A 14,561-nucleotide genomic window follows, 5' to 3' on the forward strand; every position below is an offset into this window, starting at 1 on the left:
CTTCGTACCGGTAGCAAACCGCGCATTCGCCCCAGAATCAGCGCGGTAGAAGAGTATTGGGAGAAGTAATCATTGGCTGAGATTCTTTTTGACAGTTGGTTTGTGAATCCCTGCGGAAAACTCGTTGACGAGCAATCCGCGGAAAAAATCCCATCGGCTCACCAGAAGTTTTTCCAGAACGGCAAATGCCCGCCGGACCTGAAGGCGGTGATCGGCTGGGGCGGCATCGTCCTTTTGAACAAGGATGTGTGCATCGTCCAGTTGATGGTGAAGTTCTTCGAGCAGGTCCAGGCGAAATCCTGCGGCAGGTGTTTTCCGTGCCGAGTCGGCTCATGCGTGATATTGGATACGCTGCGCCGGATCGCGGCTGGAGAAGGCCGCGCAGCCGACCTCGACCTTTTGAAGTCGCTCGCCGCCGATGTCCGCAATGGGGCTTTGTGCGGCTTCGGCATCGCGATGGAGAAACCGCTCGTTGACGCCCTCACCAATTTCAAGGCCGAGTTCGAGGCCCATCTCAACGGCAAGAAATGCGAGGCGCCCGCGACCGAATCGATCATGATCGCGCCGTGCAATTTCGGGTGTCCCGCCACGACCGATGCCGCCCGTTATATAGAGCTTATTCGAGAACAAAAATTCAACCAATCCATTGACGTTGCGCGCGCGCCCAATCCATTCGCGGCGATTTGCGGCCGCGCCTGCTTCCATCCCTGTGAGAAACTGTGCAAGCGCAGCAATGTCGACGAGCCGATCTCGATTGCCTATTTGAAGCGAGCCGTATCCGATTACGAAAAAAAGCTGATCAAGCAGAAGCAGTTCCGCCTTAAGCCCCACAAATCAACCGGGGAAAAGGGGAAAGTAGCCGTCATCGGGTCGGGTCCGGCGGGCGCCACGTGCGCGCGCGAACTCGCCTCGTGGGATTATGACGTGACTATTTTCGAGGCCGCTCCTGTTGTCGGCGGCACGACGCATCTGGGTATTCCCGCATATCGGTTGCCGCGCGACATCGTCAACGGCGAAATCGAGCAGGTGCAGGAATACGGCGTCACGGTGAAGACCAACAGCGCGCTCGGCAGAGATTTTTCGCTGCAGGACTTGTTCGACCAGGGCTTCAAGGCCGTCTTCCTCGCCATCGGCGCGATGAAGGGGAAAAAACTCGGCATACCCGGCGAGGACGAGAACGAAGGCGTGCTGGACGCGATGGAATTCTTGCGCCGCGTCAACCTCGGCGACGAGACGCGCCTGGGCAGGAAGGTAATCGTCATCGGCGGCGGCAACTCGGCCGTTGACTGCGCGCGCGTGCCGCTGCATCTCGGGTATGAAGACGTCAATATCGTCTACCGGCGCACCCGCAAGGAGATGCCGGCGAGCCCGTGGGAAGTCGAAGAAGCCGAACACGAAGGCGTGAAACTGCATTTTCTGGCCGCGCCCGTGCGCGTGATCGGGAAAAACGGGAAAGTGGTCGGTCTGGAATGCATTCGCATGGAACTCGGCGAACCCGACGCCAGCGGCCGGCGGCGTCCGGTCGAGGTGAAGGGCTCGGAGTTTACCATAGATACCGATTTGATCATAGCTGCGGTGAGTCAGGCGCCGGACTTGGACTACTTCAGGAAAATACAGGGACTCGGCATAAGCAAGCGCGAAACGTTCGAGGTGGACCCCGACACGTTGCAGACGACGCTCCCCGGCGTTTTTGCGGGCGGCGACGTTGCAACCGGACCGCAATCGGTCATCGCGGCGGTACAGTCCGGCCTGCAGGCGGCGGTCTCGATCGACAAATATTTGAACGGCGGCACGCACGCAGAATTCGAGCGGCTGCAGCGCCTGCGCGCAATCGTCAACGCGCTCGGCCCTGTTGACAAATCCGAATACTGCGCCGGCACAAGCGGTCTGAAGCGGGCGCAGATGCCCGCGCTCCCGCCGAAGGAGCGCATCGGCAACCTCGACGAGGTCGAGCTTGGCTTCAGTGAACAGGCCGCGGCGGCCGAGGCCGAACGCTGTATGAGATGTTACCGGATCATTATGACCGCCTGACCCGAGGACAGAGACGGAGCGAGAAGAATCTTCCGATGATTACCCTGACGATAAACGAACAAAAGGTGAGCGTCCCTGAGGGGACCACTATTCTAAAGGCGGCGCAATCCGCCGGCATCTATATTCCCACGCTGTGCTATCACGCGAAGCTGTCGCCCATCGGCGCGTGCAGGATCTGTCTGGTCGAGGTTGACGGCGAGAAACGGCCGGTAGCCTCCTGCGACACGCAAGTGCGCGAGGGCATGGTTGTTCGCACCGACAGCGAAGAAATCATCCGGCAGCGCAAACAAATGCTGCAGTTCGTGCTGTTGAATCATCCGCTTGATTGCCCGGTCTGCGATAAGGCGGGCGAATGTCTGGTCCAGGATATAACGGTCAATATGTCCGTTCTGGAACAGCGGTTCACGGCGCCGAAACCGGAGAAAACGAAAGAAGAGCTTTCTCCTCTGCTCGATATCTGGCACACACGCTGCATCATGTGCGGGCGATGCGTCCAAGTCTGCAAGGAAATCCAGGGAGCGCGCGCGATCGATTACGTCGTCAGGGCGGGCTACACCTCGAAGGTGGGCCCGACCGAAAGCGGCGGGTATGCGTGCGAGAGCTGCTCACAGTGCCTGTCGGTCTGCCCGGTCGGCGCTATCATCGATAACACATTCCGCTACAGCGCGCGCGCGTGGCAACTGAAAAAGGTCAATTCCGTTTGCACGTTCTGCGGCGTCGGGTGCCAGTACGAGCTCAATGTCCGCAACAACAAGGTTTTTCGCGTTACCGTCGGCGATTTCCAGGGGCACAACCGGGGGAACCTGTGCTCGGCGGGCAGATTCGGCAAAGACGCGATCCACAGCGAAGCGCGGCTGAGCGCCCCCGCCGTTCGCAAAAACGGCAGCCTCCAGTCCGTCTCCTGGGACGAGGCGCTGGATTACGCAGCGCAGAGGCTCAAGGAGATTGTGTCGTCGCACGACGGCGACAGTGTCGCCGGACTGGCTTCGGCTCGATGCACGAACGAAGCGCTCTTCGCGTTCCAACGTCTGATGAGACAGGGTCTTGGCTCGAACAGAGTGGATACGCCGGCGCATCTTTCCAATCATGCAATCATTCATGCCATGACCGGCGTCTACGGGATTCCCGCGCCGACCGCGACGCTGTCCGATCTGGACGAAGCCGACGCGATCCTGGTTGTCGATTCAAACATCATCACGACACATCCGGTGGCCGCTCTCGAACTCCTGCGGGTGCATAATAGCGGGACGGCGAAAGTGCTGGTGATCGGCCATCGCTCCAACAAGCTGACCACTCAATGCGCGCAATATGCGAGGACTTCGCCCGGCGCAGAGACGGCATTATTAAATTGCCTGACCAACATTCTGCTTTCTCAAAACGACCTCAACAAGGAATCGCTCGAGAAGCTGGATGGTTATGATAAGCTGAAGCTGCATGTGATGAAATATTCGCTCGGGGATACGGCGACGCGCACGGGGATCGATCCTGACATCATCTCCGATATGGCAAATTCGATTTCCGCATCGAAGAAATTTCTGCTGGTTCTCGCGCCCGGCAGCCTGCAATCGGCGCTGAACGCATCGGTTGCAAGTGCGGCGATCAATGTTGCCGTGCTGAAAGGCGGCAAGGTGCTCTCGCTGCTTTGCGAAGGGAATGCGCAGGGGGCGCTTGATCTGGGGATTTCGCCCGATTTCCTGCCCGGCTATAAAGAGACGGCGACCGCGCAAAACGGATCCGGCGTTCCGAACATCCGTCAGGCCATGGAGTCTGGCGACATCAAGGCGTTGTACCTTATGGGGAGCGACATCCAGAAGGAGATGTCGCTGTTCGGGATCGGGATGGATGCGCTCCGTGAGCTGGAACTGCTGGTGGTGCAAGATGTATTTGCAGGGCCGGTAGCCGACCTGGCGCACGTCGTATTGCCGGCGAGCAGTTTTGCGGAGCGGGAAGGCTCTTACACCAACGCCTGCAGGATCGTTCAGCATAGCTCGAAGGCGATCGAGCCGATCGAGCGGAGCCGGAGCGACCTGTCGATAATTTCACAACTGGGGCAGCGGCTTGGGCTCGCTTCGATGGAGACGGTTGAGGCGGCGCGCGTTCAAATCGCGCAAAATGTGCCGATTTATGATTTTCTGACGGATAAGGCCCGCCTTGCCAAAGGCGAGCCCTGGCAATATGAAAAAGTGGCCCCGGCCGGACGGCACAAGCTGTCGCTGGTGGTTGAAGGCCGGCCGGCGGCTGATGACACCTATTCTTTTGTGCTGACATTTGATAGCATGTTGCATTATGGCGGCTCGGTCTCGCTGCATTCGCGCAGCCTGGCGAAACTGCGGGTGGACGAGGCGATCGAAATCAGCGAAGACGACGCGAAGGCGCTGGGCGTCGAGAACGGCGCGCCGGTTGTGGTCAAAACGAAAAACGGCGGCTCGGTCAAGCTGCCTGCTCTCATCAGCGAGGAATTACCTCCCCGCGTGGTCAGCGTGCCCTCGCATAATTATCGGGCGGTCCAGGCGCTGATCGGCAAGCTCGACGCTTCGGTGTTGCGTGATGAGGAAGGCGCGCCGGCGTGGGTCGCCAGCGTCATGCCGGCAAAGGGATAAAAGGGATTATGCTGTCATTCCAGATTTTGGCGATTATCACCGTGGTTTCGGCCTTCATGGTGGTCACGCGCCGCAATCCGATGCACTCGGCGCTGTGGCTGCTGGTGACGTTCTTCGCATTGGCCGGCCTCTATCTTCTGATGAATGCCGAGTTCGTCGCCGCGATCCAGATAATCATCTACGCGGGCGGCATCCTGGTCCTGTATATTTTCGTCATCATGTTTGTCGACCTCTCGAAGGATTCGACGCTGCGCAAAGCTTTCCATAAGCCGGGCCAAGTCGTATTCGCGGCCGTTTTCTCGGCGCTGATCATGGTTGTTGTTGTCGCGGTCAGCCTGACCGGCATCGAGCCGTTTGCAATCGGAGAACCCGCGGCGGCGGCAACCGATTCAACGAAAGCGTTTGCGAAGGATTTATTCCTGCAGTACCTCTATCCGTTCGAGATAGCTTCGATCCTGCTTCTGGTGGCGATGATCGGATCGGTCATCCTGGCTCGGCGAAGCACGACATCCGTTTCCGCAAGGGAGAAAGAACTTCAATGATTCCGCTGCAGCAAACAATGATTCTCGGTGCCGTCCTGTTCGGCATCGGGATGCTGGGTTTCCTCACGAGGCGTAATCTGATCGTAATATTCATGTCAATGGAACTCATGCTCAACGCGGTCAACCTGAACCTGATCGCCTTTTCCAACTATCACCATTCGGCGCAGGGGCAGGTTTTCGCCGTTTTCGTCATAACGGTCGCCGCGGCCGAGGCGGCCACGGGACTTGCCATATTGATAGCTTTATACCGATTGTACCGGAGCGTCAACATAGACGACGCGAACACGCTGAAATGGTGATTGAATAGGACACGCGATGGAACAAATACTGAATTACATCTGGCTGATTCCGCTGTTTCCTCTGATCGGTTTTGTGGTTATCGGCGTGCTCGGCCGCCCGTTGTTCAAAGGAAAGACGGAACTTGTTCCCGCGATAATCGGATGCACGACGATTTTCCTCTCCTTTGTCGTTTCAGTTCTCAGCGTGGTTGCGCTTTACCGGTACATCGAGCCGAATGCAGTAGGCTCGCGCGTCTTCACGCGCGAGCTGTTCACGTGGATCGAAATGGGCGCGTTCAAGGTGCCGTTCAAGCTTCACCTGGACGCGCTTTCGTCCGTCATGATCCTGGTGGTCACCGGCGTCGGTTTCCTCATTCACGTCTATTCGTACGGCTACATGCACAAGGACCCGAGCCAGTACCGGTTCTTTGCTTACATGAATCTGTTCACGTGCGCGATGCTCATCCTGGTGCTCGGCGGCAATTTCCTGCTGATGTTCATCGGGTGGGAGGGCGTCGGCCTGTGCTCGTATCTGCTCATCGGGTTCTGGTTCGAGAAGGATTCGGCCGCGACGGCCGGGAAAAAGGCGTTCGTCACCAACCGTGTCGGCGACTTCGGGTTTGTGCTCGGCATGCTGCTGATGTTTTCGGTCTTCGGCACGCTCGATTATGAGACGGTTTTCGCGGAGGCCCCGCACAGATTGGCGGTGGGAGGCGGGATAGTCACCGCGATAACGATGCTGCTCTTCGTCGGCGCGACCGGAAAATCAGCGCAGATACCGCTGTATGTGTGGCTGCCCGACGCGATGGAAGGCCCCACGCCTACCAGCGCTCTCATCCACGCCGCCACGATGGTCACGTCCGGTATCTACATGGTTTCGCGGGCCAACGTGCTGTATTCGATGGCGCCTGCAAGCCTGATCCTTGTGGCCGCCGTTGGCGCGGGCACGGCTTTCTTCGCCGGCTCTATCGGTCTTGCGCAAAACGATATCAAGAAGGTTCTGGCGTATTCGACGGTGAGCCAGCTCGGATACATGCTGCTCGGCTGCGGAGTCGCGGCCTATTTTGCCGGAATATTTCACCTGATGACACACGCATTCTTCAAGGCGCTGCTGTTCCTTGGCGCCGGCAGCGTGATCCACGGCATGAGTGGCGACCAAGACATGCGCAACATGGGCGGCCTGAGGAAATACATGCCGCACACGTGTTGGACGTTCATGATCGCCTATCTCGCAATCGCCGGGATTCCTCCGTTCGCCGGATTCTTCAGCAAAGACGAGATTCTGTGGAAGGCGTTCACCTACAATTCGCCGATCCTCGGGCCGATGTGGGGGAAGTTTTTGTGGGCGATCGGGGCCGCCACCGCGGCAATGACGGCTTTCTACATGACGCGCCTCGTGTCTCTGACGTTTTTCGGCGAATCCCGCGTTTCGCACGAGGCGGAGCATCACCTGCATGAGTCGCCGGGCGCAATGATTTATCCGCTCATGGGGCTGGCCGTCCTCTCGCTGATCGGCGGATGGGTGGGCATCCCGGCCGCTCTTGGCGGCGGAAACCATTTCCATCATTTTCTGGCGCCCGTGCTTGATCAGGCTTCGCACGGCGCGCAGGGAGCGCATGCGGCCGCAACCGCGGGCCTGGCGTATGCCGCGGAAGTGACCGGTCACGGGGGCGGCGCAGAATCCTCGCATGGCCTCGAGCTGTTCATGATGGTGGTTTCAGTGGCGCTCGCGGGTATCGGCATCGGCATCGGGTATTTCTTCTATATCAAGAATCCGAACATGCCGCAGTTGCTCGCATACAAGTTCCAGGGGCTTCACAAGGCGCTGGTGAATAAGTGGTACGTGGACGAGATATACGAGTTCGCCGTCATCAACGCGACGAAGCAGTTCGCCAACCTGCTGTGCTGGTTTGACGCCCATATCATCGACGGCATCGTGAACGGAGCCGCATACGCGACCAAAGCGTTCAGTTCCGGCAGCATGTTGTTCGACGGCACCGTCGTCGACGGGCTGGTGAATCTGACGGGCCGCATTGTGGAAGTGGCAAGTGGAATGATGCGGCGCGTGCAGACCGGCTATGCCCACAGTTACGCCCTGGTTATGGCAATCGGGACGTTTGTGCTTTTAAGCATCTATATCCTCTTACGGTAAGCTGAACGATATATGTGGCATATTTTGCATGCTCTAGAGAAGGGAGAATAGAGGAGTGACTCCGGAAATCCTGACGTATTCAGAGATGGGATTGCAGGTGCCGATCCTCTCGATCATCACCTATATTCCCGTCGTCGGCGCACTGATCATCATGCTGTTCCTGCGCCGGGACACCACGATTAAATGGTTTGCAAACGTAGTTGTGCTCGTCGACTTCATTGTCTCGCTGCGGCTGGTCTCGGGCTTTGTCAAAGACCGGCATGTGCTCCAGTTCGTCGAGCGCGCCGACTGGATCCAGAGCCTCGGAGTGCAGTATTTCTTCGGGGTTGACGGAATCAGTATCCTGCTGGTAATGCTGACGACGTTCCTGGGAGTGCTGGCGGTGCTTTCGTCATGGTCGGCAATCCACGAGCGCGTCAAAGAGTATTACATCTTCATGCTGCTCTTGCAGACCGGCATGCTCGGAGTCTTCTTCTCGCTCGATTTCTTCCTGTTCTACGTTTTCTGGGAAGTGATGCTGGTGCCGATGTACTTCCTCATCGGCGTGTGGGGCGGCCCGCGCAAGCTGTATGCGGCCATCAAGTTCTTCCTCTACACGCTGGCGGGCAGCGTGCTGATGCTGCTGGCCATTCTGGCGCTGTGGTTTATCCACTACCATCAGACGGGCGAGCGCAGCTTCGAAATCATGAGGTTCTACAACCTCGACATTCCGTTCCACATCCAGCGGTGGCTGTTCTTGGCCTTCTTCGTCGGCTTCGCGATCAAGGTGCCGATGTTTCCGTTCCACACGTGGTTGCCCGACGCGCACGTGGAGGCGCCGACGGCGGGCAGCGTCATCCTGGCAGGCGTCTTGCTGAAAATGGGCACCTACGGCTTCGTGCGCTTCAGCCTGCCGCTGTTCCCGGAAGCGATGATGTGGTTCCTGCCGTACGGGATCACGCTGGCGGTTATCGGCATTGTCTACGGCGCGCTCACGGCGATGATGCAGCCGGACATGAAGAAGCTGGTCGCCTACTCGAGCGTGAGCCACCTCGGCTTTGTGATGCTGGGCGTGTTCGCGCTCAATCAGCAGGGCATCGAGGGCGGCATCCTCCAAATGATCAACCACGGGCTGAGCACCGGGGCATTGTTCTTGGCCGTCGGCCTCATTTACGAACGGCGGCACACCCGCATGATCAAGGACTTCGGCGGGCTGAGCAAGCAGATGCCGGTCTATGCGGCGATGTTCATGATCGTGACGCTTTCCTCGATCGGGTTGCCGGGGCTCAATGGGTTCATCGGCGAATTCACGATTCTGGTTGGCGCGTTCAAGGCGCTGTGGATGAAATCGGTCGTCGTGAACGAGGCTATCTCGACGCTGATGGTGCTTCTGGCCACCAGCGGCATTGTTCTCGGCGCAGCCTACATGTTGTGGATGTTCCAGCGCGTGATGTTCGGAAAGCTCGAGAATCCGGAAAACATGAAGCTCAAGGACCTCAACCTCCGCGAGGCGATGACGCTGATTCCGATCATTTTCCTCTGCTTCTGGATCGGCGTGTATCCGAAGCCGTTCCTCAAATTTATGGAAGCGGCTGTCGCGAATACCGTCGAGATCACGAATCCGGTCGCGGCGGCGGAAGAGAAGGCGCTGATGCAGGAGCAACTGGCTCGCGAGGAGGCGAAGGCTTCCGGCCAGGCGCATGCGATGCCGGCCCATTCGGAACACGCCGACGAGGGCGAACCGGTTCATGGTTCAGCAGGCGAAGGCGCGCGCCAACTGGAAGAGGCATCGGGTGAGGTCATGCCGGTCCAGGCCGATTCGCATGCTTCCGCTCACGAGTCCGGCCACCCGGTACACTAGTGGAGTGAATAGATGCAACTACCGGCAATAGATATTTCAGCTATCGCGCCCGAGGTGGTAATTGCGTTAACAGGGCTTCTCATCCTGGCAGCCGACATTTTCCTCAAGCCACGGAGGGCAATGTCACTGGCTGTGCTGGCGCTCGCCGGCCTGTTCATCTCGCTCCTGATGACGGGCGCGATCTGGAGCAGGGACGAGACCGCATTCAGCGGGATGGTCGCCGTCGATACCTATTCGCAGTTTTTCAAGATCATCTTCATTCTTTCCGCGGCGTTCACCGTTCTCATGTCGCCGCGCTACCTGAAACTTTTCAACATCAGCATGGGTGAATACCTCGAGCTGATCCTGTTCGCGACGCTGGGAATGATGGTGATGGTGGCAGGGAACGACCTGCTCACCATCTACATCGGGCTCGAGCTGATGGCGATCTCGATCTATCTGATGGCGGGGTTCCAGCGGCAAAGCCCGCGCTCGAGCGAAGCCTCGATCAAGTATTTTCTGCTCGGCTCGTTCGCGTCCGCGATCCTGCTGTACGGCATATCGTTCTTCTACGGGATCACCAGCACCACCAGCCTCCCCGGGATCGCGGAATATCTCGATTTCACCAAGAGCGCGGAATCGGGCAAACAGATAACCCAGATGCTCAATCCGAGCCTGATCACGCTTTCGCTGGTGTTAATGACCGTCGGGTTCTCTTTTAAAATCGCCGCTGTTCCTTTCCACATGTGGACTCCGGACGTATACGAGGGAGCGCCGACACCGCTGACGGCGTTCATGTCGGTCGGCCCGAAGGTGGCGGGTTTTGCGGTTATCATGCGCGTGTATCTGACCACGTTCAACACGCTGGTGCTCGACTGGACGCAGCTGTTCATGTTATTGTCGATCCTGACAATGATCGTGGGCAACGTGGTCGCGGTAGCCCAGAGCAACATCAAGCGCATGCTCGCGTACTCGAGCATTGCGCACGCCGGCTACCTGCTGATCGGCGTCGTTTCGGCCGGATCGGCGATGGAGGTCACATCCCGGATTACCCTGCGCGGTGCCCTGATTTCGGAGTCGATAATCAGCGTGATGGTGTACCTGTTCGCCTATATGTTCATGAACCTGGGCACATTCGCGATCGTGATCACGTTGGCGCGGGAAGGCGACCCGCACGAATCGTTGAGCGATTATGCGGGACTGGCGAAACGAAGGCCGCTGACCGCCATGCTGATGGCGATTCTGCTGCTCTCGCTTGCCGGCATTCCGCCGACCTTCGGATTTGTGGGGAAACTGTTCATCTTCAAAGCGGCTATTGATACGGAAAACACGCAACTGGCCGTTATCGGCGTGATCAACAGCGTGATCGCTGCGTTTTACTATATTCGCGTTATCGTATACATGTACATGAAAGAGTCGGAAGCGGGAGCCGTCGCAGAAGGGGATATGGCCGGGTCAACCATGTACGCGGCTGTTACTGCATCGCTGTTCACGATTGTTTTCGGCGTTGCCCCTGGAACGGTTATCGGATTGGCCCGAGACACCATCGCGCCAATGCTGCAGCGGATACTCGGGTAAGCCTGCACCCCATCGCCCGCACAAATTGGGCGGCGCGAACGGCGAACCGGGATACGTGATTCGCGGCAGGAAGCTTTCGTGGAAACACGAATGGCGCCGTCGCGGACCGGATGGGTGGAACCAGCGCGGCTATGAACCGGGACCGCAACAAATTTCTTGTCAGTTGGGGCATTGCCTTTACGCTTTCCGTCGAAATGGCTGTTGCCGTGATTGTCCCCCTACTGATCGGACGGTGGCTGGACGCGAAAACGGGGAAATCGCCGTGGTTCACCATCGGCGGAGTGATTCTGGGGGGTGCTGCCGCGATTCGCTCGGCGTATCGGACGCTGACCAGTCTGCGGAGGGAACTGGGCGACGGCGGCGATAAGGAGCGTACGGATTCAAGAGATAAGGAAAAGTAAATGAATGTAGTGCCTGTAATCGTCGGTCTGGCGGTGGGAATCGCAGCGGCGGCGATGGATTTTTCGCTGGCGAAATCGATTGCCTCGCTCATTCGACCTTCAACCATCCGCTACGGACAGGCGATTGTTTTGGGCGGTTTTGTTTTTCGATTCGGGTTCATCGGGCTGCTGCTGTGGACTCTCTCTCGCGCGAGCAATGTGAACTTTGTCGCCGCCTGCATCGGGCTGGTCGGCACGTTCACCGTGCTGACGATCGTGCAGATGTTCAGGACACTCGGGGGAATCCGCCAGCAGAAGCAGGCGTCGGATAGGAGGTAAGAGCTTTGCAAATACCACACCCGCAACTGCATAACCTCGTCGAATGGGGGCCCTATCTCTCCATCAATGAGGCGGTCGTCTGGATGTTCATTGCCGCCGCCGCCGCCTTCCTGACCATCTATCTCGGCGGGAGGCGCGCGATGGTGCCCGGCAGGCATCAGGGCGCCGTCGAAACCCTGCTCACGCTCATCCGTGAGAAGATGGTGATCGATACGATTGGGCATGAGGGACTGCCGTATTTCCCATTCATCGCATCGCTGTTTTTCTTCGTTTTTTTCTGTAACGTGGTCGGCATCTTTCCGCTCGACAAGTACGGCTACACAGCCACCTCGAACGTGAACGTGACCGCTACGCTCGCGGTTCTCGTGTTTCTGGTTGTGCTGGTGACCGGCATCCGCAAGAAAGGCATCGGCGGCTACGTCAAGAGCTTTGCGCCTCACGGCGTACCGTGGTTGTTGCTGCCGGTGATCTTTCCGGTGGAAATTATCAGCCTTTTTGCGAAACATTTTGCGCTGGCGGTTCGACTTTTCGCCAACATGTTCGCGGGCCATACCGTGCTGGTGGTTTTCGCGATGGGCGCGGCCACCTTGTTCGCCAAAGGCAGTTTCTGGATGGCGCTTGCTCCCTTCCCGTTCCTCGGGGTGGTGGGCATGCTCATATTTGAAATTTTTGTCGCTCTGATTCAGGCGTTCATCTTTGCGATTCTTTCTTCGCTGTATATCGGCGATTCGCTCAGAGAACACCACTAAGTCGAGCGCAACAACAGGCCTGAGTAATTCAAGGGAGGACAACATGGACCTAACGGGACTCGGCGCACTTGGCGCCGGAATTAGCATCGGATTCGCAGCACTCGGGACCGGCATCGGCATGGGAATGCTCGTCGGAAGCGCCATCGAGAGCATGGCCCGTCAGCCGGAGGCCACCGGAACGCTTACCACCAACATGTTCATCGGACTGGCGTTTATTGAAGCTCTCGCGCTGTACGCGCTCGTCATCAGCTTCATCATCATGGGCTCTTAATCGCTGAGCGTGTTCCGCTCGCAAGATGGAGGTGAATGACGTGGCCGAAACCGTGTTTTACCTGGCTCAGGAAGTTCACGAGCTGGAGGAGACGGTCGAACAGGCCGTTTCCGAAACGCATGAGGAGCATGCGGCCGAAGGCGGGCACGAAGGCTCTCCCATGCAGGTGCAGCCGAATCTCTGGGTGTGGACTCTTGTCGCGTTCGGCATTGTGTTTTTTGTCCTGGGAAAGTTCGCATTTCCGCGGATCACCGCGATGATCGATGAACGCAACAACAAGATCGAGGGCGATATCAAGAACGCCGAGATGACGCGCGAAGAGGCCCAGCAGATGCTCGCCCAGTACAAGGCCCAGCTCAATGAGGCGCGCACCGAAGCCAAGAAGATCATCGACGAAGGCAAGCAGCTCGGCGAAAGCCTGCGCAAGGAAGCCCTGAACAAGGCTTCCGAAGAAGCCAACCAGGTCATCCGGCGGGCGCAGGAGGAGATCGCGCGACAGACGGAGAAAGCCATCAAGGAGCTCCAGTCGCAGATCGCCGACATCTCGATACAAGTGGCTTCGAAAGTGATTCAGAAGTCGCTCAATAAAGACGAACATACTAACCTGATCAAGCAGTACATATCCGAGGTAGGCAGGCTCTATGAAGGTTGACCCAATCGTAAGCGCATACGCCGAATCCCTGTTCCGCGTGGCGTCGGCTGAAGGCGTCGCCGATCGGGTGGAGGAAGAACTCCACGAAGTCGAGCGGTTGTACGAAAAGAACTACGAGGTCAAGGAGTTCATCCACAACCCGCACGTCAGAACCGAAGGCAAGAAAGACGCATTGGCCGATCTGCTCCGTGACAAGATCAGCCGCATCCTGCTCAACCACCTGTACCTGGTCGTCGACCAGGACCGCGGCCGCCTGTTGCCCAAGATCGCCGAAGAATACTACCGCATGGTGAGCGAGATCCGGGCGAAGGTGACGGCGGAGGTGACCACCGCGTTTCCGGTTACCGACGGCATGCTGGACGAGCTGGCCAGGGAGCTTCGCAGACTGACGAAGAAGGACGTGCACCTGCGCACGCGCGTGGACGAGTCGATCATCGGCGGAGTCATCGTCAGGGTCGGCGACAAAGTACTGGATGGAAGTGTTAGAAAGAAGCTGTCCCAGATCAAGAAGCAGATGGAAGTGTGATCTTCCGCTTCTCATTAAAGGGAGGATAAGTCTTGGAACTGAAGCTTGATCCCTCTGAAATATCAGAGATACTACGACGACATATTAAGGAGTCGCAGATCTCGGTCGATGTAGAGGAGGTCGGCACCGTAATCGAGGCCGGCGACGGCATCGCCCGAATCAAGGGTTTGCCGAGCTGCATGGCCGCCGAGATGCTCGAATTTCCCAACAGCGTTTTCGGCATGGCGCTCAACCTCGAAATCGATCAGATCGGAGCGGTCATCCTGGGCGACTTTGAAAAAATCGAACAGGGCGACCAGGTGAAACGGACCGGCAGAATCCTGCAGGTGCCCGTCGGGCCCGAGTTGGTCGGACGCGTTGTCAACGGCATCGGCCTGCCCGTCGATGGAAAAGGCCCGCTCAACGCGAAGAAGTACCGCCCCGTCGAGGGCGGCTCTCCCAACGTCGTGCAGCGCCAACCGGTCAAGGAGCCGTTGCAGTCGGGGCTGAAATGCATCGACTCGATGATCCCCATCGGGCGCGGACAGCGCGAGCTGATCATCGGTGACCGGCAGACGGGCAAGACGGCACTCGCCGTCGATACCATCATCAACCAGCGCGGCGGTGATGTCTATTGCATCTACGTCGCGATCGGACAGAAGCAG

14 protein-coding genes are annotated in these 14,561 nt (G+C 58.2%); all 14 read left to right on the plus strand.

Going from position 1 to position 14,561, the window contains the following annotated elements; genetic code table 11:
• Positions 1-72: 72 nt before the first annotated feature.
• Entirely contained in the window at positions 73-2,031 is a 1,959-nt protein-coding gene (locus C4520_14600) for an FAD-binding protein (GenBank protein ID RJP18355.1), read from the plus strand.
• Positions 2,004-4,631 carry a hypothetical protein gene (locus C4520_14605; GenBank protein RJP18356.1) on the plus strand — a complete coding sequence of 876 codons (2,628 nt, stop codon included), beginning with the start codon at positions 2,004-2,006 and terminating at the stop codon, positions 4,629-4,631. Before C4520_14600 ends, C4520_14605 begins: the two co-directional genes overlap by 28 nt.
• 8 nt (positions 4,632-4,639) lie before the next feature.
• Positions 4,640-5,173 (plus strand): NADH-quinone oxidoreductase subunit J, encoded by a 534-nt coding sequence (locus C4520_14610; GenBank protein ID RJP18357.1) that lies wholly within the window; start codon positions 4,640-4,642, stop codon positions 5,171-5,173.
• The gene (nuoK, locus tag C4520_14615) at positions 5,170-5,472 is read left to right on the plus strand and encodes an NADH-quinone oxidoreductase subunit NuoK (GenBank protein RJP18358.1); all 303 of its coding nucleotides are present in this window, start codon (positions 5,170-5,172) and stop codon (positions 5,470-5,472) included. Before C4520_14610 ends, nuoK begins: the two co-directional genes overlap by 4 nt.
• 25 nt (positions 5,473-5,497) lie before the next feature.
• Positions 5,498-7,603, plus strand: a complete 2,106-nt coding sequence (locus tag C4520_14620; GenBank protein ID RJP18367.1) for an NADH-quinone oxidoreductase subunit L — start codon at positions 5,498-5,500, stop codon at positions 7,601-7,603.
• Between the two features lie 85 nt (positions 7,604-7,688).
• Positions 7,689-9,443 carry an NADH-quinone oxidoreductase subunit M gene (locus tag C4520_14625; protein RJP18368.1) on the plus strand — a complete coding sequence of 585 codons (1,755 nt, stop codon included), beginning with the start codon at positions 7,689-7,691 and terminating at the stop codon, positions 9,441-9,443.
• A 12-nt stretch (positions 9,444-9,455) separates the two neighbouring features.
• Positions 9,456-11,000 (plus strand): NADH-quinone oxidoreductase subunit N, encoded by a 1,545-nt coding sequence (locus tag C4520_14630; protein ID RJP18359.1) that lies wholly within the window; start codon positions 9,456-9,458, stop codon positions 10,998-11,000.
• Between the two features lie 110 nt (positions 11,001-11,110).
• The gene (locus C4520_14635; GenBank protein ID RJP18360.1) at positions 11,111-11,401 is read left to right on the plus strand and encodes an AtpZ/AtpI family protein; all 291 of its coding nucleotides are present in this window, start codon (positions 11,111-11,113) and stop codon (positions 11,399-11,401) included.
• A complete protein-coding gene (locus tag C4520_14640) occupies positions 11,402-11,719 on the plus strand; it encodes a hypothetical protein (GenBank protein ID RJP18361.1) in 318 nt (105 codons plus the stop codon).
• An 83-nt stretch (positions 11,720-11,802) separates the two neighbouring features.
• A complete protein-coding gene (gene atpB / locus C4520_14645; GenBank protein ID RJP18362.1) occupies positions 11,803-12,468 on the plus strand; it encodes an ATP synthase F0 subunit A in 666 nt (221 codons plus the stop codon).
• A gap of 43 nt (positions 12,469-12,511) precedes the next feature.
• Positions 12,512-12,739: a F0F1 ATP synthase subunit C gene (locus C4520_14650; GenBank protein RJP18363.1), complete on the plus strand. Its 228-nt coding sequence runs from the start codon at positions 12,512-12,514 to the stop codon at positions 12,737-12,739.
• A 25-nt stretch (positions 12,740-12,764) separates the two neighbouring features.
• On the plus strand, positions 12,765-13,391 hold the full coding sequence (gene atpF / locus C4520_14655; GenBank protein RJP18364.1) for an ATP synthase F0 subunit B: 627 nt from the start codon (positions 12,765-12,767) through the stop codon (positions 13,389-13,391).
• The gene (atpH, locus tag C4520_14660; protein ID RJP18365.1) at positions 13,381-13,917 is read left to right on the plus strand and encodes an ATP synthase F1 subunit delta; all 537 of its coding nucleotides are present in this window, start codon (positions 13,381-13,383) and stop codon (positions 13,915-13,917) included. The genes atpF and atpH overlap by 11 nt, the downstream gene beginning before the upstream one ends.
• Positions 13,918-13,955: 38 nt before the next feature.
• Positions 13,956-14,561, plus strand: a 606-nt coding sequence (locus C4520_14665; GenBank protein ID RJP18369.1) for a F0F1 ATP synthase subunit alpha, incomplete at its 3' end; no start/stop codon positions are given.

It is taken from the genome of Candidatus Abyssobacteria bacterium SURF_5 (assembly GCA_003598085.1).
Lineage (GTDB): Bacteria > Abyssobacteria > SURF-5 > SURF-5 > SURF-5 > SURF-5.